The 21837-nt window shown below is 65.0% G+C and carries 16 protein-coding genes; 10 read left to right on the forward strand and 6 right to left on the reverse strand.

What is annotated here, in order from left to right; genetic code table 11:
* Positions 1–15: 15 nt before the first annotated feature.
* A complete protein-coding gene (locus ACYVKQ_RS19430; protein ID WP_460677018.1) occupies positions 16–2673 on the reverse strand; it encodes a M1 family metallopeptidase in 2658 nt (885 codons plus the stop codon).
* 286 nt (positions 2674–2959) lie between these two features.
* On the opposite strand from ACYVKQ_RS19430, the gene ACYVKQ_RS19435 reads away from it, so the two are divergent.
* From ACYVKQ_RS19435 to ACYVKQ_RS19450, 4 genes are all read left to right on the forward strand, one after another.
* Positions 2960–5209: an ATP-binding protein gene (locus tag ACYVKQ_RS19435; protein WP_460677019.1), complete on the forward strand. Its 2250-nt coding sequence runs from the start codon at positions 2960–2962 to the stop codon at positions 5207–5209.
* Between the two features lie 97 nt (positions 5210–5306).
* Positions 5307–6425: a VWA domain-containing protein gene (locus tag ACYVKQ_RS19440; RefSeq protein ID WP_460677020.1), complete on the forward strand. Its 1119-nt coding sequence runs from the start codon at positions 5307–5309 to the stop codon at positions 6423–6425.
* A gap of 203 nt (positions 6426–6628) precedes the next feature.
* Positions 6629–8641, forward strand: a complete 2013-nt coding sequence (locus tag ACYVKQ_RS19445; RefSeq protein WP_460677021.1) for an AAA domain-containing protein — start codon at positions 6629–6631, stop codon at positions 8639–8641.
* A 328-nt stretch (positions 8642–8969) separates the two neighbouring features.
* Complete coding sequence (locus ACYVKQ_RS19450; RefSeq protein WP_460677022.1) at positions 8970–9482, forward strand: FKBP-type peptidyl-prolyl cis-trans isomerase; 513 nt, start codon at positions 8970–8972, stop codon at positions 9480–9482.
* A gap of 95 nt (positions 9483–9577) precedes the next feature.
* Here the strand turns inward: ACYVKQ_RS19450 and ACYVKQ_RS19455 are convergent, their stop codons facing one another.
* Together ACYVKQ_RS19455 and ACYVKQ_RS19460 are read right to left on the reverse strand one after the other, a co-directional pair.
* Positions 9578–11656 (reverse strand): T9SS type A sorting domain-containing protein, encoded by a 2079-nt coding sequence (locus tag ACYVKQ_RS19455; RefSeq protein WP_460677023.1) that lies wholly within the window; start codon positions 11654–11656, stop codon positions 9578–9580.
* A gap of 28 nt (positions 11657–11684) precedes the next feature.
* On the reverse strand, positions 11685–12431 hold the full coding sequence (locus ACYVKQ_RS19460; RefSeq protein ID WP_460677024.1) for a hypothetical protein: 747 nt from the start codon (positions 12429–12431) through the stop codon (positions 11685–11687).
* Positions 12432–12791: 360 nt separating this feature from the next.
* Between ACYVKQ_RS19460 and ACYVKQ_RS19465 the strand changes: the two genes are divergently transcribed.
* Positions 12792–13511, forward strand: a complete 720-nt coding sequence (locus ACYVKQ_RS19465; RefSeq protein ID WP_460677025.1) for a carboxypeptidase-like regulatory domain-containing protein — start codon at positions 12792–12794, stop codon at positions 13509–13511.
* A gap of 27 nt (positions 13512–13538) precedes the next feature.
* Here the strand turns inward: ACYVKQ_RS19465 and ACYVKQ_RS19470 are convergent, their stop codons facing one another.
* On the reverse strand, positions 13539–14153 hold the full coding sequence (locus ACYVKQ_RS19470; RefSeq protein ID WP_460677026.1) for an acyl carrier protein phosphodiesterase: 615 nt from the start codon (positions 14151–14153) through the stop codon (positions 13539–13541).
* A 198-nt stretch (positions 14154–14351) separates the two neighbouring features.
* Here ACYVKQ_RS19470 and ACYVKQ_RS19475 point away from each other — a divergent pair, with 198 nt between their 5' ends.
* The 5 genes from ACYVKQ_RS19475 (at position 14352) to leuS (ending at position 19934) form a co-directional block, all read left to right on the forward strand.
* Entirely contained in the window at positions 14352–14870 is a 519-nt protein-coding gene (locus ACYVKQ_RS19475) for a pyridoxamine 5'-phosphate oxidase family protein (protein ID WP_460677027.1), read from the forward strand.
* A 102-nt stretch (positions 14871–14972) separates the two neighbouring features.
* A complete protein-coding gene (locus ACYVKQ_RS19480; protein WP_460677028.1) occupies positions 14973–15701 on the forward strand; it encodes a spheroidene monooxygenase in 729 nt (242 codons plus the stop codon).
* A 155-nt stretch (positions 15702–15856) separates the two neighbouring features.
* Entirely contained in the window at positions 15857–16231 is a 375-nt protein-coding gene (locus ACYVKQ_RS19485) for a hypothetical protein (RefSeq protein ID WP_460677029.1), read from the forward strand.
* Positions 16232–16752: 521 nt separating this feature from the next.
* Positions 16753–17007, forward strand: coding sequence for a hypothetical protein (locus ACYVKQ_RS19490; RefSeq protein ID WP_460677030.1), 255 nt, complete (start codon positions 16753–16755; stop codon positions 17005–17007).
* Positions 17008–17150: 143 nt separating this feature from the next.
* Positions 17151–19934, forward strand: coding sequence for a leucine--tRNA ligase (gene leuS / locus ACYVKQ_RS19495; protein ID WP_460677031.1), 2784 nt, complete (start codon positions 17151–17153; stop codon positions 19932–19934).
* Positions 19935–20014: 80 nt separating this feature from the next.
* Here the strand turns inward: leuS and ACYVKQ_RS19500 are convergent, their stop codons facing one another.
* The gene (locus tag ACYVKQ_RS19500) at positions 20015–20383 is read right to left on the reverse strand and encodes an MmcQ/YjbR family DNA-binding protein (RefSeq protein WP_460677032.1); all 369 of its coding nucleotides are present in this window, start codon (positions 20381–20383) and stop codon (positions 20015–20017) included.
* Positions 20384–20548: 165 nt separating this feature from the next.
* Positions 20549–21769 (reverse strand): Bcr/CflA family multidrug efflux MFS transporter, encoded by a 1221-nt coding sequence (locus ACYVKQ_RS19505; RefSeq protein WP_460677033.1) that lies wholly within the window; start codon positions 21767–21769, stop codon positions 20549–20551.
* Positions 21770–21837 lie beyond the last annotated feature (68 nt).

The raw sequence follows: 21837 nt of genomic DNA on the forward strand, positions 1-21837 counted from the left end.
AGGCGCGTCGTACCTCTATTTCGGGGGCGGCGCCAGCAGCTTCTCGGCCCGAAACAGGTCGTCGGCGGCCTGCAGGAGCTTGGCGCGCAGCTGCGGATTGTACTGCGGGTGCTCCGCCAGAAACGTGCGCACGGTGCGGGCGGCCGTGGGCGTTTGGTAGTAGCCCAGGGTGGCCTGCAGCCAGGAATATGGGAAGAAAATGTCGCCGGTCTGCTGAATTTCTTCGAGCAGCGCCAGGCTCTGGGGCAGGTATTTCTCGGAAGCGGCCGCCCGCAACGGGTGGTGCAGGTAGCCCAGCGCGGCCGTCACCCAGGCTTCCTTCTCGCGGTTTTTCTCCTCGCTCAAGGAGGCGAAAAAGGCGTCGCGGGTGGCCACGTCCGCCGACAGGGCCGGCAGCAGGAACTGCAGGCGCTTCTGGCGGTCGGGATTTTGGATGCGGGCCAGCTGCGCGGGCAGAATGGGTTTGGCGGCCGGGTAGTCGCGCACGGCCAGGGCCAGCGCCAGGGCGGTGTAGTCGTCCTCGGTGAGCTTCACGCCGGCTGGGGCTTGCTGCTGCTCCCATATTTGGTACAGCCGGGCTTGGGCTTCCTTGCTCAGGACTACCGACTGGTAGGCTTTGAACAAGAGCTTTTTCTGATTCGGGGCTGGGTTATGCGTCAGCGCCTGCCACAGCTCCTTTTCCAGCTGGGGCGCTAGGACAGTGCGCTCTTCGGGCTTCAGAAACTTCCAGTAGATGTCCATCAGCTGGCCGGTGAGCAGCTTCAGGTTCAGCTCCTCCCGCTCCTGCAGCAGCCGCTGCCGGTACACGTCCAGCAGCGGGCGTGGCCGCAGGTAGCGGCCGTTGAGCATGTTCTCATAGAGGTTGACGTAGCTGGCGGCGCGGGCCACGGAGCTCGGCAGAAGGGCTAAGTTGCGGCCCAGGGCCTGCGCTAGGGCGTCGTAGCGGTAGCTGAGCAGGACGTTCAGTTGGTTGTCCATCGGAAACACGCCGTAGCCCAGGCCGGTAGAGTTGAACAGAATAAACGCCGGCACCGGCTTGCCCATTGCTTCGACTAGCTGCACCCTCGGCTGGTTCATGTTCACGGTCAGCTCACTGCTGCGGCCGTCGGGGTATACCAGCAGCACTTCAAACAGCTGCGGCCAGAGGCGGTCGGAGCCGTCTTCGGCCTTTTGCGTCAGCTGCAGGCTGGTAATCCCGTTGTTGCTGATTTGCAGCTCATAATCGAATACCCGGCGCCCAGGCTGGTTTACCCATACCTGGTTCCAGGCCTGCAGATCGGCGGGCGTGCGCGCGTCCAGGATCTGGATGAGGTCGGGCCAGGTGGCGTTACCGTGGGCGTAGCGGCGCAGGTATTCGCGCAGGCCGTCGCGGAACGCCTCCTCGCCCATCAGCCGCTCCAGCTGCCGCATCATGATGGGGGCCTTGTGGTAGATGATGTTGCCGTAGAGCGAGCCGGCGTCCTGCAGGTTGGGCAGCTCCTGGCGGATGGCGTTGGCACCCGTGGTGCGGTCCACGCCGTAGGCTGCCGGGTAGTGGTCCACCACGAACTTCAGGTCGTAGTTGGAGCCTTGCACGGCCGTGCGGCTAATTTTGTCGGCCATGAAATTGGCAAACACCTCCTTCATCCACACGTCGTTGAACCAGCGCATGGTCACCAGGTCGCCAAACCACATGTGGGCGGTTTCGTGGGCAATGAGGTTGGCGCGGGCCAGCTCCTGGTCCCGGGTGGCGCCCGCGTCCAGAAACAGCGTGGCGGCTTTGTAGTCGATGGCCCCGACGTGCTCCATGCCGCCGTACTGAAAGTCGGGCAGGGCGGCGAAATCAAACTTGCGAAACGGGTACGGCAGGCCCGTGTACTCTTCCAGAAAGCCCAGCGCCTCGGCATGAATGCGGAAGACCGGGTCGAGGCTCAGGCGCAGCTTGTCCGGGTCGGTTTCGCGGTGCAGCAGCGTCATGGCGCGGCCCTGCCCCGTGCGCGGCACCCGCGCGAAGCGGCCGGCCACCAGCGAGAACAGGTACGTGCTGATGGTGTCGGACGGGGCGAAGCGCAACGTGGTGGCACCGGCCGCAGCCGTCGAATCTTGCAGCGGGCCGTTGGCCAGGGCCTGCCAGCCCGTGGGCACCGTCAGCGTCAGCTGAAACGAGGCCTTGAGGTCGGGCTGGTCGAACACCGGAAATACCGTGCGGGCGCGGTCGGGCACGAGCAGCGTGTAGAGGAAATCGTCATTGCGGTTCAGCGACTGGTCGCCGGCCCGCAGCGCCAGGCGCACCTCGTTCGGGCCGGGCCGCAGCGCCGCCGCCGGAATCAGCAGGTGCTCCTGCCGGTGGTCGAGGGCCACGGGCTGGCCGTTCACGGTCAGCTGCTGCAAGTGCCCGCTCGGGGCTTTAAAGTCGAGATGCAGGGGTTGCTCCGCCGCTTTTAGGGTGAAGCGCAGGGTTTCCAGCACGGTTACCGGCTGGTCTTTGCGCGGCGGCACGGTTACGTGCAGCGCGTAGCTGAGCCCGCGCAGCAGCTGCTTGCGGTATTCGGCCAGCTGCTGGCTTACGCCCGGCACCACGGGCAGCGGCGCCACGGCAGGTGGCGCGGGGGAGCTAAGCGGCAAGCGGGTGCAGGCCAGCAGGGCCAGTAGCGGCAGCCCGGCGAGCCGGCGCACGTACGGAGCAAGTTTCATCAGGGGCGGACAGTCGGCAATCAGGCCCCAAAGTAACCGAAACCCGGGCGGCTACCCCGAATGCCGGTGCTTGCCGGGCGCGGCCGAAATCCGGTTGGGGGCGGGCGGCGTATCTGCCGCTTGGCCCGCCATTAACTAGCTGGACCGCACTCATGCGGATTCCGTTATTTTTGAGGGTTACCCCGCTCCTTGGGCTTCTCCCGGGCTAGCTGGCTGCTTGTTACGAGCCGCCGCACCGCCCGGGCGCGAGCCTGCACTCTACCTATTGCACTTCTTCAGTTTGTTCGTGCGCCCAAACGTTCCCTTTTTCTTGTGCCTGCTGCTGCTCCTGCTGAAAGCGGCGGCGGGTCACGCGCAGTTCCGGTACTGGGACGCCGACTACGATTCGTTGCGGCGCACCCTGGTGGCGCCTCGCCCGCTGGCCGACTCGGCGCGGCTGCGCACCCTCGTGCACCTGCTCGACATCACGGAGCTGACCGACCTGCAGCGCCGCGAGCGGGCCCTGCCCCTGCTCGACGAACTGCTGCGCCTGAACCAGCGCACCCACCTACTACCCGATGAGCGCCCCTACCGTTTGTTGCGCCGTGGCGTGGGGCTTTGGCTCCAAAACAAGGACATGCGCATGGCCCTGCGGTGCTTTTATCAGGCCATTGAGCTTTTTGATGCGGCCGGCCACCCGGCCCCCCGGCTGCTGATCGACTTAGGGCCAGTCTTCAACGCCCTGAAAGCCAGTGATGAGCGGTTTGTGTATTTCCAGCGGAAGCTGACGCAGTACCAGCGCCAGGAAGCGCGTCATAACGAGGCAGCCTGCTACCTGGTACTGGCCGGCTCGTACCGGCACCGCGGCGACCAGAACCAAGCCATCAGTCATTACCTGAAAGCGGCGGAACTGTTCCAAGAGTTTGAGCGCAGCTATTACATCACCGAAATCATGGCCACCGGCTCGGCCTATGCCGAGTGGGGAAACCACCGCAAAGCGCTGGAGTACCTGCACAAGGCCATGGCGCTGGAAGACCAGTACCATTTCGAGGACATGCGCCGCTTCTTCACGCTGCAGGCGCTTGCCCGGGTGTACCTGCAGCAGCAACGCTACCCGGAAGCCCTGCGCTACGCCAACCGTTCCCTGCAGGTCGCGCAGCACGATTCACTGATCCGCCAGTCCGGCACGGCTTACGCGCTGGTCTTGAAAAGCGCCGTGCTGGTGCAGCAACACCCCGAGCAGGCCTACCCGCTGCTGGTGCGGGCCCAGCAATTGGCCGATTCGCTACGCATGAACATTTCCGGCCGCCTCGGGGAATTTCCGCTGGATGCCACCTGGGCCCGCTACTACCAGGCGCGCGGCCAGTACGATCAGGCCGAAGCCCACTGGCTGGCAGCTTACCGTAAAGCCACCAGCAGCAAGCTCAACCTGCTGCGGCCGCACCTGCTGGAGCAGCTGCTGCGCTTCTACGACCTGCGCCAGCAACCCGAGCAGTTGCAACGATACACCCGGATCTACCTGACCCTCAGCGACTCGCTAAGCACAGCTCATAATGCCTACAACATTGCCCAGTACGAAGGCGAACGGGTGGCGCTGGCCCAAAGCGCGCAGATAGCCAACCTGCGCCAGGCACAGGCCGTGCAGGCCGTCCGGCTGCGCCAGCGCGGGTTGCTGCTGGGCTTCGCCCTCGGCGCCGTGGTGCTGGTGTCGGGCCTGGGCGTGGTGCTGTACCGCCAGCTGCGCGTCAACAAACGCACGCTGGCCCGGCTGCGCCAGACGCAGAACCAGCTGGTGGCAGCCGAAAAGTGGGCCTTCGTGGGTGAAGTATCGGCCGGCATTGCGCACGAGCTGCAGAACCCGCTGCATTTCATGAAGCGCTTTGCCGACGTCAGCGCCACCATGTTGGAGAGCGTGCAGCGCGACGGCCGCCCCCCCGCCGGGCAGGCCAGCCTGGAACAGGAAATCCTGACCGGCCTCAAGCAGAACCTGCAGGAAATCAGCCAGCACGGCCGGCGGGCCTCCTCCATCATCAAGGACATGCTGGAACATTCGCGCACCGGCACCACCCAGCGCCAGCTCACCGACCTGAATGCGTTGGTCGGCGAGCAGGTGCTCCTGGCTTACGAGGCGGTGCAGGGCCAGCATCCGGGCTTTCAGGCGGCCATCGAGCTGGAGCTGGAGCCGCAGCTGCCCCCGGTCAACCTGGTACCGCAGGACGTAGCGCGGGTACTGCTCAACTTGCTCACCAACGCCTTCCACGCCGTACGCCACCGCCAGCAAACCGACGACCCGCAGTACGCCCCCGAAGTGCGCATCAGCACCCGTCAACGCACCGGGCGGGTGGAAATCCGGGTGCGCGACAACGGCCCCGGCATCAGTGAGGCCGTGAAAGAGCGCGTTTTTCAGCCCTTCTTTACCACCAAACCCGTGGGCGAAGGCAGCGGCCTGGGCCTTTCGCTGAGCCACGACATCGTCACCAAGGGCCACGGCGGCACGCTGCGGGTCGAAACCCAGGAGGGGCAGTTCGCCGAGTTCATCGTTACGCTGCCGGGCTAGGCCCGGTGGCTTGGTCATAGCCCGGCGCCGGCCTTACCTTCACCGGCGCAAGCGCGGGAACGCAGCGCCCCACGACCCTTCTTCCCTTACTTTTTGCATGAGCAACGCCGCCCGCTGGAAACTCGTGCTGGGCTCCGCCGCCGACGCGGCCCAGCACGTGCCGCTTACCCCCGACTACGGCCGCATGGACGAGGTGCTCACGGCCCTCTACGACGAGCAAAGGTCGGAGCGCCGGGGCGGGCTGGGCTCCTCGGCGCCGCGCGTCACGCGCTGGCTGGGCGACATCCGCCGCTACTTCCCTTCGTCGGTGGTGGCCGTGATGCAGCAGGACGCCATGGAACGCCTGGGCCTGAACCAGCTGCTGCTGGAGCCGGAAGTGCTGCGCACCGTGCAGCCCGATGTGCACCTAGTGGGCCTGCTCATGTCGCTGGGCCGGGTGATGCCCGCCAAAGCCCGGCACACGGCCCGCGAAGTGGTGCAGCGCGTGGTGCACGACCTGGAGCAAAAGCTCGCCAATCCGTTGCGGCAGGCCGTGCAGGGCGCCCTGAGCCGCAGCGTGCGCAACCCACGCCCGCGCTACCGCGAAATCAACTGGGCGGCCACCATCCGGGCCAATCTGCGGCACTACCAGCCCGCGCTGGGCACCATCATTCCGGAAAAGCTGGTGGGCTACGGCCGACGCGGGCAGGCGCTCAAGGAAATCGTGCTGTGCGTGGATCAGAGCGGCTCTATGGCCGCCTCGGTGGTGTACGCGGGCGTGTTCGGGGCGGTGCTGGCTTCCATCCGGGCCGTGCGCACCCACATGGTGGCCTTCGATACGAGCGTGGTGAACCTGACCGAAGACCTGCAGGACCCGGTGGATTTGCTGTTCGGGGTGCAGCTGGGCGGCGGCACCGATATCCACCTGGCCCTCACGTACTGCCAGCAGCTCATCACCCGCCCCTCCGATACCATCCTGGTGCTCATCAGCGACCTGTACGAAGGCGGCAGCCCAACCGGCATGCTCCGGTGCGCCGCGGAACTTAAAGCCGCCGGCGTGACCGTGGTGGTGCTGCTGGCCCTCAGCGACGAAGGCGCCCCGAGCTTCGACCGCTCGGTGGCCGAGAAGCTGGCCGCATTGGGCATTCCGTCCTTTGCCTGCACCCCCGATAAGTTTCCGCCGCTGATGGCGGCGGCCATTCAGGGGCAGGACGTGACGAAGGCCGTCGCCAACTGACCCTTCCCCTGACTTGCGCAAATCCCCTGCCGCCGTCCCGGCCGGACCATCGACTGGGAGCACCCCGCCGACCTGGTGGTAGACACGGCCGGGCTACGCCGGCCAGCTGTCTACCCGTTTAGGCCCACGCGGCGCAATTCCACATTTCTCCCCGACCTTCGGCCGCACGTTTGCCGTTCAACGGTTGTTGAACCGGTTTACACTTGATTACAGAAGCAACGTTGGCCGAAACCGCCCCCCACATACCCACCGACTCCGTCTACGAAGAACTCCGCCGCGTCCAGGCTTTGCTGAAGCTGGAGCAACAGGAGGATCTGGAGCAATACCGCCTGCGCAACGCCAAGAGCACCATCTCGGAACGCGTGCACCGCGGCCTGACCTGGTACCCCGTCAAAATCACCAAAGAAGACATCGGCTTCGGCGGCAAGCTGGTGCTGGAACTGGAGCGCCCCGCCGGCCAGAGCCAGCAGCTGCACCTGTTCCAGGTCGGCAAGAACGCCGCTATTTTCGGCAACATCCCCGGCCGCGCCGGCTCCGACAAGCCCATGCTCTCGGGCGTGGTGACGTCGGTGCGCCGCAACAAGATTACGCTGGCCACCAACAAGGAAGACCTGCCCGACTGGATCGACGAGGGCAAGCTCGGCATCGACCTGACCTTCGACGAGGTCAGCTACCGCGAAATGGAGTACGCCCTGCAAAAGGTACAGGGCGCCTTTGGCCGTTTGCAGGAGCTGCGCGACACCCTGCTGGGCCACCGCCCGGCGGAGTTCAAGCCGGAGGCCGAGACGGAGAAGCTCTACTACCCTAATCCGCTCAACGCCTCGCAGCTGGCGGCCGTGCAGCTGGTCATGGCCGCCAAGGACGTAGCCATCATCCACGGCCCGCCCGGCACCGGCAAAACCACCACCCTGGTGCAGGCCATCCTCGAAACCATTCGGCGGGAGCGGCGCGTGCTCGTGTGCGCGCCCTCGAACACGGCCGTGGACCTGCTGACCGAGAAGCTGGCCGAGCGCGGCGTCAACGTCATCCGCATGGGCAACCCCTCGCGGGTGTCGGACCTCTTGCTGGAGCACACGCTCGACGCGCAGGTAATGGCCCACAAGCACTACCCGGAGCTGCGCAGCCTGCGCCAGACGGCCGAGCAGTACCGCGAGGAAGCGGGCAAGTTCAAGCGCAATTTCGGCTGGGAAGAGCGGCAGCAGCGCCAGCACCTGAAGGAGCAGGCCCACCAGTTGCTGCAGGAGTCGGATCAGCTCGAGAAGTACATCACCGAGGATTTGCTGGAGAAGGTGCAGGTGATTACCTGCACGCTGGTGGGGGCCGCCAACCGCGCCATCCGCCACCTCACCTACGAAACGGTGTTTATCGACGAGGCGGCCCAGGCCCTGGAACCCGGCTGCTGGATTCCCATCACCCGGGCCGAGCGCGTGGTGCTGGCCGGCGACCATTGCCAGCTGCCGCCTACCGTCAAAAGCGAAAAAGCCGCGGCCCAGGGTTTGCGCGAAACGTTGTTTGAGAAGTGCATCACCCGCCAGCCCGCCACCGCCCGCATGCTGCAGGTACAGTACCGCATGCACGAGGACATCATGCGCTTTTCGTCGGACCAGTTCTACGGCGGGCGCCTGGTGGCCGATGAGCGAGTGCGCCGCGCCGATTTGCACGCCTTCGACTTGCGCTTTCCGCCCGAGCCCGGCGCGGTGGAGTTCATCGATACGGCCGGTTGCGGCTTTTCCGAGCTGGGCATTCTCGACTCGCCTTCCGTGGCCAACCCCGAAGAGGCCGACCTGCTGCTGCGCCGCCTGGTGGAGCTGCTGCAGGACTACCACGCCGAAGACCACGAGGCGCAGCCGCTGAGCATCGGCGTCATCGCCCCGTACCGCGCCCAAATCAACTACCTCAAGGACCGCGTCGACGAGATTCCCGAGCTGCTGGCGCTGCAGAACAAGCGGCAGCTCAGCATCGGCACCGTCGACTCCTTCCAGGGCCAGGAGCGCGACATCATTGCCATCACGCTCACGCGCTCCAATGCGGCCTCGGACATCGGCTTCCTCTCCGACATCCGCCGCATGAACGTGGGCATGACCCGCGCCCGCCGCAAGCTGCTGATGACCGGCGACTCGGCCACGCTCAGCTCCAACGCCTTCTACCGCGACTTCGTCAACTACGTGGAAGACATCGGCGCTTACCGCACGGCCTGGGAGTTTCAGGATTTGTAGACCCGACCGGCGGTGGTCCCGGCCATCTTGACCAAGTGTAGCCGCGCCGAAGGTCGCCGACACCGCAGCAAGGCGCCAGCCCAACGGTCCTGACGAACGTGCAAAGCGGCCAAACGCCACCGCCCGAAACCATTGACACGGGTTTTGGGCGGTGACGTTTTCGGGCTGCCGGTGGTACGACGATGAGGTCACTTGCGGCAGCTGGGCCGCGCCAATGCGGCCAAGGCTGCCGCAGGCTTGAATTCTGCCTCTGCCCGAACAAACCCGCGGCCGGCGCGTTATTTTCCTTTACTTGCCATTGTTTTCCTTATTACCTCCCCCCGAACCCATGCAGATTGCAGATCAAAAGGTCGTGACGCTGACCTACGACCTGAGCGTTACCAACAACGAGCAGGAAAAACAGCTCGTGGAAAAGGCCGAAGCCGACAGCCCCATGGTGTTTCTGTTTGGCATGAGCGGCCTGCCCGAGGAGTTTGAGCAGCAGCTGCAGGGCAAGCAGGCCGGCGACTCGTTCAGCTTCACCCTCTCGCCCGAGCAGGGCTACGGCGAATACGACCAGGACGCCCTAGTGGACCTGCCCAAGCAGGTGTTCGAGGTAGACGGCCAGACCGACCCCGAAATGCTGCAGATCGGCAACTACCTGCCCATGTCGGACAACCACGGCAACCACTTGCAAGGCAAGGTGGTGTACGTCGGCAACGACACCGTGAAAATGGACTTCAACCACCCGCTGGCCGGCATGACCATGCACTTCGACGGCCAGGTGGTGGACGTGCGCGACGCCACCCGCGAGGAACTGGACCACGGCCACGTACACGGCGAAGGTGGGCATCACCACTAGCAGCTGCGGCGGCCCGACAAGAACCAGTTACGCAAAAAGCGGGGCCTTGCGGCCCCGCTTTTTGCGTAACTGGTTTGCTTGTATGTGGTAGCCGTTTAGTGCACCACCAGTACCCGCTGGGTTACCGAGTGCTCCGCCGTTTTGCAAACCGAGAAATACACCCCGTTGGGTAAATCGAGCGTTGAAATATCCTGCTGATAGACGCCCGGACCGACTGGCTGCCAAGCATTCATTTTCTTTACCGGTTGCCCCAGCGCATTGTGCAGCTCGGCTTCGACGGTGCCGGGGACGGCGGTGGTTACCTGCAGCCGCAGCATTTCGCGGGCTGGGTTGGGGAATATTTCCACCTTTGGCGCCAGGGCTGGCGCCGACGCCGGGCTTGCGGCTACGGCCGACGGACGCGTTAGCACTGCGGCCGTGGGGTAACGGCTTCCATTGCATACCGCGCCTACCTCGGCGGCACTGGCCTGGGGCAGTACGCCGCAGGCCGCCGTGGGCAGAGCGGCAAAGCCCGTGACTTGTCGCCCAGCAACCGGGTAACGGGCTACCAGCAACACGTTCTGTTGCGTAGGCGAAGCGTTGCGGGGCCGCAGATTCACCATGATTTTAAGGTAGTTGCCCTTGACCACAAAATCATTGGCCGGGTCGGGATTACGGCTGGAAGACTGGATGCTGAAAATGGTGTTTTTGATACAGGCCGCATCCACGTACTCCGTGCGATAGGCGTACGTGTCGGGCCCGCCCGGATTGGATCCCACTCCTTCGTAAAAGGTATAATCGCCCCCGGCCCCTACTGGGCTGGAGCCTTCGACCACCAGCGCCACCTTGAAATCCTGCACGTCCAGCTTGGCCGCGGGATTGATTACGTATTTGATATCCTGGGTCAGGCGGCAGGTGCGCTCGGAAATAAGCTCGCGGTTCGGCCCCGTGTACAGGCGCGATTTTACATCCAGCACCGGGCGCGTCAATATGCTCAGCACGCCCATTCCTTCGTTGTAGTACGGCACGTTCTCAGGCAGGGTCGAGGCCAACCGGTTGCCCGGGTTGTGAAAAGGCACCGTGACGTACAGGGTAGGCGCGATAATCTTGCCGGTGATTTTGGTCGTCATTTCGATGGTCATCGGCTGCAGGCTCATGGCCGGGACCGGGTCGGCCTTGCCGCCGGTCAGCAAGTAATCCAGCATGCTGACGGCCGCACCAAGGTAAGGCAAGGCCGCCAGGCCCTGCTGCAGAAACCCGGGCGCCTTCAGGTCGTTGCCCAGGTTGTCCACCGCCCCGGCTTTGCCGGGATTGTCGCGCCTGAGCTTACTGGTAAACTTGTCGATGCTTTCGTAGGACTTGCCGCCGGCCGACAACACATTGTTGATTTTCCGCATGAGCGGAATGCCCTTGTCAAAATCGCCCGCGGTGCTGCTGCTGCCGCCCCCGGCCGTGGCAATGGTGCCCTGCGTAACGCCGGTCAGGTTCACGTCGGCTTCCGAAATCAAGCTCACTTCGACCCGCAAGCGCGAATCGAACAGGCAGACGCAGGGGTCGTAATCCATGGGAAAATCGGCCACAAACCACTTGCCCGCATCGCTGAGGTAACGCGACACGGCGACAAACTCCACGTTCTCACCCGGCGGCAGATCCTCCAGCGCCGTGCCCAGCGCGTACACCCGGTTCAGGGTGGCGGATTTGTTGCGTCCGTTTCCGTCAAAGGTCAGCTTGACCTCCGCCAGCTGGTGCGCGGCCTTCACGTCGCCACAGGCCACGAACACCCGCAGCACGCCGGTGTAGCGGTTGTAGAGCAGCACGGTGGGGTTGCGCGTGTTGGCCGGGTTGCCGTTGTCGTCAAAGCCCAGGTCGCGGCGCACCAGCTCCCAGCCATCGGCGGGCACGTCGTTCTTGCCCTGAAAGCGTCCCATGTTCACGTTCAGCGGCTGCTGCCAGGGCAGCTCGATGTAGGGCTGCCCGATAACCGGGGCGTTGAGCGTGTAGCGCCGGCCGTTGTAGAGGGCCGGCTGGTAGTCGCCGAAGTACCAGTTGAAGCTGTTCGGGACGCCACCGGGGTTGGTGGCCGGGCCGCTGGGGTCGGTGACGATGCCGACGGGCGGACACGGAGCCTGCTGGGCGAGGGCTTGCGGCAGCCACACGAAGGCCAGCCCTACCGTAGCGAGTAGGTTTTTACGCATAATAAATAGAATGAAGAAATGAAAGACCTTAGCGCACGCGCCGGCCCCGGAAGACTTTGTCGACGATATGCGGGAATACCTGCGGCCGGTATTCGATGCGGATGCTGTCGCGCGTGGTCAGAACTGCGCGCACGTCGTTGCCCATGCAGCCGCCGCTGCCCCTTACCCCACGCCAGTCTACGCCCAAATTTCGGTAGAGTATGGTGCAGCCCTTGGGCAGCCCGCCCAGGTAGGGAGCAGGCGGGGCGGCCGGATTGTTGGGATAATCAAGATTAGGGCCTAAAAACACGCGCACAGTGAACGTGTCGCGGGGCGCGTCGGTGCTGGCGCCCTGGAACTTGCCGAAGACGGCCGGCCGGTACCGCTGCAGGTCGAACGGCACGAAGGTGAACACGCGCGTGAGCGTGTCCACCCCGTCGTCGCCGGGGCAGCGCGGGTTGGGCGGGCGGCGGGCAATCAGGCGCACGGGCAAGGGCCCGGTGAACGTGCGGTCGAACGAGAGGCTGAAGGTGCGCGTGGCGCGCGTGGTGGCCGGGCCCACCAGCCACTGCCAGACCGTGTAGGGAGCACCGGGCCCGGCAAAGCCCACGGGGCCGCCGGTGTACACCGTGTCGAGGGCGGCCGCGCCGAAGGACTCCGTGACCGTGAAGCGCAGCGGGTTGCGGTCGGCGGCCGAGCAGGGCGCGGGCGCGGGCGGCGCGGGGTCACGGCAAGCTTGCAGGCTCACGAGCAGCCCCAGCGGCCAGACCCAGCGCGTCAACGGAATCGTATCCATAGCAACAGAGAGGAAGCCTGCTCCCGCTTCGGGAACGGCTTGGTTAATACACATGGCTTCCGGAAATGGAAGCCATTACTCAACGTTGCAATAGGTAGTTAGAGTAAGCCGGGCGAAGTGAGGTAAAAATTAAAAAAAAATTAAAACTTCCAACAGCACACGCGTTTTCGTTTATCACGATTGGCCTCGGCGACCAAGGCCGATTGCCGCCCGCGGCTGGGGCCGGGGCTCATGCAGCGTCTCTGGGGGCGAACCAAACAACACCACTTTCGTGCCCGCGGCCCGGGCCGATTTGCGGCTCCTCTACAACCAGTGCGGCGGCGGGCGTATCTATGCGTTGTCTTTGTTCAACCCGTTGTCATGCGCTTTATTCCAACTCCGAACTGCCTCCTTTCCTTCCTGCTGGCCCTGTTGCTGCTGCCGGCCGTGGCGCTGGCCCAGCGCACCGTCAGCGGCCGCGTGACGGCCCTGAGCACCCAAGAAGCCCTGCCCCAGGTGACGGTGCGCGTGGAAGGCCAACCGACCAGCGTTGTCACCGACAAGAACGGGCGGTTTTCGCTGACGCTGCCCGCCGAAGGGCTTAGCCTGACGTTTTCGCACGTGGGCTACCAACCCCTCACGGTACCCGCCGATAAGCTCGGCGCCGACGTGGCCCTAGAGGAGCAGCGTTACCTCATCGGCGAGGTGCAGGTAAGCTACGTGCAGCTGCGCAAGCTGCTGCTGAAGGAATGGCGAATCGAGCCGGCCTCGCTGGGCGCCGCCGCCCAAAACATCCTGACCCGGCTGCGGGCCATGGACCCCAAGAAGGCGGATTACCTGGCCGGCAACCCGGACGCGGTGCGCAAAGTGCTGGAAATGGCCCGCTACGAGTTTCGGGAGAACGGAATTGTGAAGACCAAGCTGCTCATAGCGGGCCACAAGCTGCGCTGGCAGCTGGATGAGGAAAACCGCACGCTGACCTTGGTAAGCGACGAGCGGGGCGAACGGCAAATCCAGGTGGTGGAGCTGACCGATAGCCGTTTGGTCCTGAAGAGCCAGGGCGACGCGAATTCCGCCGTCGCCTACATCCCGGCTGATTGAGGTAGCGCGCCGGCATTATTCGCTGGTTTAGCCTGCCAGACCGAGTTCCGCACGGCAGGCTGCCGTTGCCGCCTGCAGCTCCGGCCAAAATGCCCGAAAATCGTCTTCATAAGCCGGTAGCTCTGTCAGGAAGGCCGCACTGCCCGTGGCCAGCACCGCGCCCTGCGGCACGCGTTGGCTCAGGCCCCGCAGGGCGCGCGCTAGTCCTTCCGGGTGGGCGTAGCCGGTCAGCCAGTCGTGCTGGCGCATGTAGTGCAGCATCTGCTGCAGGCGTTCGGGCAGTTCGTGGCGGCGCTGGTGCAGCAGCGCGTACATGCGCTGGGCAAAGGCGGGCAACGGCTCGGCGGCATCGTAGTGGTAGCGGGCAAAGTCGCGGGCCAGCAGGTGGTCGTAGCCCACGTCGGCCACCACGCCGGCCCACTTGACCAAGCCGGCGGCGCGCAGGCGGGCGGTGCTGCGGCGCACCACCGGGTGCGCGTCGGTGAAGGAGTCGATGAGGCGGTGCAGGCGGATGCCGCGCTGCACCGCCGGCGGATAGGCGGCCACGGCGGCGCGGCCGCGCACGGCTTCGGCGGCGAAGTTGCCAACGAGCAGGTCGGAGTCGTGGGGGCCGGAAAGAACGAGGTGGGCGAGGAAGTTCACGCGGGCAAGGTAGCCTGATTCGGCGGGGCCGACTGCCAACGCGGACGCCGGCACGCGGCGGTGCGTTTTAGCAACCGCGCCGACGCGAAATGTTCCCGCCCGGTTCGTTGGCTCCCCGCTCCAAGCCAACCCCGGCCCGGCTCGGCCCGTAAGCCGGGGTACTCCTTTCTATTGATTCCACACCAAAACGCCCATCCCATGTCTGACCAAACGCCCGTGACGCACGACCTCGGCAAGCTGTTCGAGAAAATCAAGGATGTGCGCATCGCCATGCTCACCACCTTCGACGAGCAGAACGAGCTGCACTCGCGCCCCATGTACACCCTCAAGCCGGAGCACGACGGCTCGCTGCTGTTCTTCACCGACAGCGAATCGGCCAAGGTATTCGAGGTAAAAAAAGACAGCCACGTGAACCTGAGCTACGCCCACCCCGGCGAAAACGTGTACGCCTCGGTGACGGGCCACGCGAGCATCAGCCACGACAAAGCCAAAATCGCCGAGCTGTGGTCGGAAGACATGCGCGCCTGGTTTCCCAAGGGCCAGGACGACCCGAACATCCGCATTCTGCGGGTCGAAATCCAGAAGGCCGAATACTGGGATTCGCCGAGCTCTGTCCTGAGCCGCGCCTACGGCTACGTGCGTGCCGTGGTAACGGGCGAGAAGAGCAAGGACGACGATGTGAACCAGCACGCCCAGGTAAAGGCCCGCTCCAACTAGCCCGGGCCGCATCAGTTACAGGGGACGGAAGCCATTCCGTCCCTTTTTTTGTTGTCCGCCTGAGCTGCCTGCCGCGTCCGTCCCCTTTTAACCCACCTGCCCTTGCCACTGACCACCCTTTCCATCATCACCGTGCGGCCCGAGCACCGCCGCTGGGCCCTGGCCCGCATGGGCACGGTGCCGCCGCGCCTCGCGCAGGTGCCGGGCTTGCGTTTTTTCAAGCTGCTCGGCTCGGGCTTTGATTTCGGCTTGCGGCCCAACCTGCGCCGCTACGGCCTGATGGCCGTGTGGGACGAGGCGACCGACGCCGAGCGTTTCTTCGGGCAGCACGAGCTGTGGCAGGCGTACCGGCAGCGCAGCAGCGAGTTGTGGACGGCGCACCTTACCCCCCTGCAGGCCCACGGCGCCTGGGACGGGCAGAACCCCTTCGACTACCCCGCGGAGCCAGCGGCCTCGGGCGCCGACGGCCCGGTGGCGGTGCTCACGCGCGCCAGCATCCGGCCACTACGGGCCTGGAGCTTTTGGCGGGCCGTGCCACCCGTCAGCCGCGCCGTAGCCGGTGCCCCCGGGCTGCTGGCAGCGGTGGGCCTGGGCGAGCTACCCATCGTGCGGCAGGCCACCTTCAGCCTGTGGGAATCGGCCGCCCTGATGCGGGAGTATGCCTACGGCGCGCAGCACAGCGCCGAGCACCGCGAGGTAGTGCGGCGCACCCGTCAGGAAGGCTGGTACGGCGAAGAGCTGTTTGTGCGCTTCCGGGTAGAGCAGGTCGAAGGCCGTTGGGACGGCCAGGAACCTTTGCAAGCAGGGGCCCAGGGGCTCACCGCAGTCTGACCAATCACCCAGCGGCTCATCTGTAATTTGCGCCACTGATCCGAGGACGACGCCTCCCTTCAGCAGGAAAAAGCCGGCAGGCAGACTTCAAATTGGCACAGTTTTTCCATATAAGCGGGTAGTTGGCAACAACGCCAGCTGTCCGTCTTGCTGCCATGAAAGCCTTGATTCTCTTGACTTCCCTGGTGCTCAGCACCACTGCCAGCGCCCTGGCCGCCCCTGCTCCGGTAGCCGCCGCGGCGCTGGAGCAGCGCGTCGACCGGCTGTCGGACTACATGGCCCGCAGCCTGCGCCTCAACAACTACCAGACGACCCGGCTGCGCGCCATCAACGAAGACAAGCTGGCCCGGCTGGCGGCCCTCGAAGCCACCCCCGACGCTGACCCGGCGGCGGCCAGAGCCATTCTCAAGCAGCGCGACCTGGAGCTGCGCCGGGTGCTGAGCACGGATCAGTACAGCGCCTACTACAGCTCCCGGGCAGCCTTTCAGCGCTTCGACGAAGCAGCGGCCACTAGCCTGAGCGCCTTGTAGCGCCGCTGAACGGCTGCTTCCGCCCGGGCGACTACAACGACAAGGCCCGCTGCTGAGCAGCGGGCCTTGTCGTTGTAGTCGCAGCAGCACTGACGCCGCCAAAAAAAAGAGCAGACCACCCGTCACGGTACGACCCCACACCTGAAGTCGCACCAGTTGCCGCATTTGACGGGCGGCCTGCTCATGACAAAGGTCATCCATTCCCGGGTGCTCCTATACCGCATTAGTACGGGTTCTGCGGGGTGTTTTGTACGGAATTCAACACCCCGTATTTGGCGCCCGCCAAGGGCTGCCCGGCGCGGCGATGAACCGCTCTTGTTTGTACCAGCCAAAGAATCAGTAGTGGTAGCACCCAAATAGGGTATAAACCCGCTGTCGGGCCGAAGCAGCCGGCGGTACTTTTGCTGTATCACCGAGCAGACAGGTTTGGCGCGGCGTTTCGCGGAAAACGCTTACCGGTAGTTGCGCTGCCCGCTGCTGCTCGCCGTTTGTTGCTCTCGCTTCTCCACCGCCCGCCCGCCATGACCCACGCCGAACTGGAACAGGCCGGTTTCCTGTACGCTGACTACGTGCCTGCCGGCACCTGCTACACCCGCGGTGACCTGTACGTGCGCCTGACACCCGCCGGCTCGCTGCGCGTGTTTTTGCCCTACGATGCCTTTGGCGAGGTGGAGCTGTCGGCGGGCGACCTATACAGCCCGGATGTGCTCTACCGAGGCCCGATCCGCAGCGTCAACGAGCTCGTGCTCATGACCCAGCGCTGGGGCGTGGCCTAGCCTTCCCGGCGCCCCGTACTTTGGGGGCATGAACACAACCGGCCTGGCCCTTGGCGTGGCGGCGTGAATTTGCCGCCGGGTTCGGGCGTGCCGCCTTTTCCGCGTATTTTCGCCGGCTCAACGCATTTGATTCCGACGACGCTATGCCCGGCTACCGACCGCAGGAGATAGAGCAGAAATGGCAGCAGTTCTGGCAGCAGAACCAAACCTTCCGCGCCCAGAACCACTCCGACAAGCCCAAGTACTACGTGCTCGACATGTTCCCTTACCCCTCCGGGGCCGGGCTGCACGTGGGCCATCCGCTGGGCTACATTGCCTCCGATATCGTGTCGCGCTACAAGCGCCACCGCGGCTTCAACGTGCTGCACCCCATGGGCTTCGACTCCTTTGGCTTGCCCGCCGAGCAGTACGCCATCCAGACCGGGCAGCACCCCGAAAAGACCACCCGCGAGAACATTGCCCGCTACATCGAGCAGCTCTCGTCCCTGGGCTTCAGCTACGACTGGTCGCGCGAAATCCGCACCTCCAACCCCGACTACTACAAGTGGACGCAGTGGATTTTCCTGAAGCTGTTCAACTCCTGGTACAATCTCGACACGAATAAGGCCGAGTCGATTCGCACCCTGCAGGAGCGTTTCGCTGCCGAAGGCTCCCGGGGCGTGCGCGCCGTGTGCGATGAGGAGGAAGTTCACGACTTCTCGGCCGGGCAGTGGCAGATGATGACCGAGGCGCAGAAGATTGCCGCCGTCCACCCCTACCGCCTCGCCTACCAGTCGGAAACCTACGTGAACTGGTGCCCGCAGCTGGGCACGGTGCTCTCCAACGACGAGGTAAAAGACGGCCTCTCGGAGCGCGGCGGCTACCCCGTGGAGCGCCGCCTGATGCCCCAGTGGAACCTGCGCATCACCGCCTACGCCCAACGCCTGCTCGACGGCCTGGACCACATCGACTGGCCCGACGCGGTGAAGGAGATGCAGCGCAACTGGATCGGCCGCTCGGTGGGCGCCGAGGTGCGCTTCGAGGTCGAAAACCACCCCGAGCTGCCCCTGTCGGTGTTCACGACCCGCCCCGATACGCTGTTCGGCGTGACGTACATGGCCGTGGCGCCGGAGTCGGAGCTGGTGGCCACGCTCACCACCGACGAGCAGCGCGCTGCCGTACAGCAGTACGTGGAGTACGCCAAAAACCGCTCGGAGCGCGACCGGATGGCCGACGTGAAAACCATTACCGGCGCGTTTACGGGCGCCTACGCCCTGCACCCGTTCAGCGGCGAGAAGCTGCCCATCTGGGTGGCCGACTACGTGCTGGCCGGCTACGGCACCGGCGTGGTCATGGCCGTGCCCGCCCACGACACCCGCGACTTCGCTTTCGCCCGGCACTTCTCGCTGCCCATCGTGCCGGTGGTGGAAGGCTTTGATGAGGAAGCCGGTGAGGCGTACGCCGCCAAGGAAGGCCGCATCATGAACTCCGACTTCCTCAACGGCCTGGAGGTGAAGCCCGCTATTCAGGCCGCCATTCAGCGCCTGGAAGAAATGGGCATTGGCACCGGCAAGATCAACTACCGCCTGCGCGACGCCATTTTCGGGCGCCAGCGCTACTGGGGCGAGCCGATTCCGGTGTACTACCGCGACGGCATGGCCTTTGGCGTGGCCGAGCAGGACTTGCCGCTGGTGCTGCCCGAAATCGACGAGTACAAGCCCACCGAAACCGGCGAGCCGCCGCTGGGCCGCGCCCAGGACTGGAAGTACCGCGGGCAGTTCGACTTCGAGCTGAGCACTATGCCCGGCTGGGCCGGCTCCTCGTGGTACTACCTGCGCTACATGGACCCCAAGAACGAGGACCGCTTCGTGGGCGAGGAAGCTGAGCAGTACTGGCAGAACGTGGACCTGTACATGGGCGGAGCCGAGCACGCCACCGGTCACTTGCTCTACTCCCGCTTCTGGCACCTGTTTCTGAAGGACCTGGGCCTGGTGACGACCGAGGAACCCTTTCAGAAGCTCATCAACCAGGGCATGATCCTGGGCCGCTCGAATTTCGTGTACCGCATCAACGGCACCAACACGTACGTGACGGCCTCCAAGCGTAAGGACCACGACACCACGGCCCTGCACGTGGACGTCAACATCGTCGAAGACGACGTGCTCGACGTGGAAGCGTTCAAAAAGTGGCGCGAAGACTACGCCACGGCCGAGTTCGTCCTCGAAGATAACGGCACCTACGTCTGCGGCGTCGAAATCGAGAAGATGTCAAAGTCGAAGTACAACGTGGTGAACCCCGACACGCTGATTGAGCGCTACGGGGCCGACGCGTTGCGCCTGCACGAGATGTTCCTCGGGCCGCTGGAGCAGTTTAAGCCGTGGAATACCCAGGGCATGACCGGCGTCTCGGGCTTCCTCAAGAAGCTCTGGCGCCTTTATTACCCCGAGGACCGCGACTGGGCCGTAACCGACGAGCCCGCCACCCCGGCCGAGCTGAAGGCCCTGCACAAGGCCATCAAAAAGGCGCAGGAGGACATCGAGCGGTTCTCGTTCAACACCTCGGTGAGCACCTTCATGATCTGCGTGAACGAGCTGTCGGCGCTGAACTGCCGCAAGCGCGCCGTTCTGGAGCCGCTGACGGTGCTCATCTCGCCCTACGCCCCGCACCTCGCGGAAGAGCTGTGGGAGCAGCTGGGCCATCCGGCCGGCTCGCTGAGCACCGCCCCGTTCCCCGAATTTAACGAGGCCTACCTGGTGGAGGACACGGTGAACTACCCCGTGGCCATCAACGGCAAGGTGCGCGAGCAGATGCAGTTTGCCGCCTCGGCTACCGCCGCCGAAATTGAGGAGGCCGTGCGCGCCACCGACATCCTGACTCGCTTCGCCGAAGGCAAGCCGGCCAAGAAAGTCATCGTGGTGCCCGGCCGCATGGTGAACGTGGTGGTGTAAACGTCGCGACGTTTAGACACGAAAAGCCCGCTGGTTTCGCGCTAGCGGGCTTTTTCGTCTTTACAACGGCCGTGTCGCGGCTATTGGTCCCGAGCCTCCGCGGCAGCCAGCTTGGCCTGCACCGCCTTCGGCAGCGAAGCCCGGACGAGGTCGTAGGAATGGTCAATCAGCTCCTGCAGCTGCCGCACGGTGATGCCGGTGCCGATGAGCACGGTGTTCCAGTGCTTCTTGTTCATGTGGTAGCCGGGCACCACGAAGTCGTACTGCTCCCGCAGCTGGGTGGCGCGCTCCGGGTCGCACTTCAGGTTCACGCTGCCGTAGTCGTCGATGCTGGTCAGAGCGTAGATTTTGCCGCCGACCTTGAACACGAGCGTGTCGGGGCCGAAGGGCGTTTCTTCGGTGGTGCCGGGCTTGGCAAGGCAGTAGTCGCGGAGTTCTTCGATGTTCATGACGCGGGCGGCTGGCTACGGCGGGCAAGGTACTCAGGCCGCGGCGGATTCAGAAGGGTCTCGGACGTACCCGAATTCACCGCGTCCGGCCAGTCTGCGGCGGATTCCAGTCGCAGCCAGCGCCACCGGCGTGCTGCAGCCCGAGCGACCTTGCCACAACGACCTTCAGGCCCGCTCCAGTTGCGTTTCGGTTACGGGAGGGGCTTTGCGCAGCATGGTACGGTTAATCAGCAGGCTGCCCAGGGCGCAGACGGCCAGCGTGCCGGCCAGCGGCAGAGCCGACTCGGCCGCTAAGGCACTGACGGTGCCGGCGGCCCCGGCGCCGCAGCTGAACATGAGCGTGCCCATGAGAGCCGATGCGCTGCCGGCCTGCCGGCCGTGGTGCTGCATGGCGCCGGCCGAGGCATTGGGCACGGCCAGCCCCACGCAGCTCACGGCGAAGAACAGCGGCACCGCCACGCCCCAGAAGCCCAGCCAGCCGGTGAAGGCCAGCAGCAGCAGCACGGCCGCGGCGCAGCCGTAGAACCCGATGACGCGGCGCAGAATCTGGTCGAAGGAGTAGCGGCGCAGCAGCCGGTTGTTGAGCTGGGAGGCGCCGATGATGCCGCAGGCGTTCAGCCCGAACAGGATGCCAAACTGCTGCTCGCTCAGCCCGAACAGCTGCATAAACACGAACGACGAGCCGGTGATGTACGTGAACATGCCGGCCTGCACCATGCCCGCCGAGAGGGCGTAGCCCACAAACTCCCGGTCGCGCAGCAGGCCGGCGTAGGTACGAAAGGAATTGCGCAAGGCCAACGGGTTGCGCCGCTCGGCGGGTAGCGTTTCGGGCAGCGTCACGGCAATGGCGAGCAGGGCCAGCCCGCCCAGCGCGGCCATCAGCCAGAAGATGAAGCGCCAGTCGAGGTGCGCCAGGATCAGTCCGCCGACGGTGGGCGCCAGGATGGGCGCTACGCCCATGATGAGCATGAGCGTGCTGAACACGCCGGCCGACTCGTTGCCCCGAAACCGGTCGCGCACGACGGCCCGGGTAATGACCATGCCCGCGCAGCCGCCCAGGGCCTGCAGGCAGCGCACCAGCACCAGCTCGTCCACGGACTCGGCCAGGGCGCAGCCCGCCGCGGCCAGCGCATAAATCAGCAGGCCGGCCAGCAGGCTGCCTTTGCGCCCGTATTGATCGGCCAGCGGCCCGTAGACGAGCTGGCCCAGGGCAATGCCGATGTTGTACGAGGCCAGGGTAAACTGCACGGCCGAAATCGGGACGCCAAACTCCCGGGCCATGGTGGGGAAGGCCGGCAAGTACATGTCGATGCTCATCGGACCAAAGGCTGTAAGCAGGCCGAGGAGCAAAATCAGGCCGCCGTGGCCCGCAGTCTTGGTATGCATTCCGGGTAAAAGAAGGCGGCCGCCAGCCGGCGGGCGCAAATCGAGAAGAAACGGCAAAGCCTGCCGGC

Source organism: Hymenobacter coalescens, assembly GCF_054783195.1.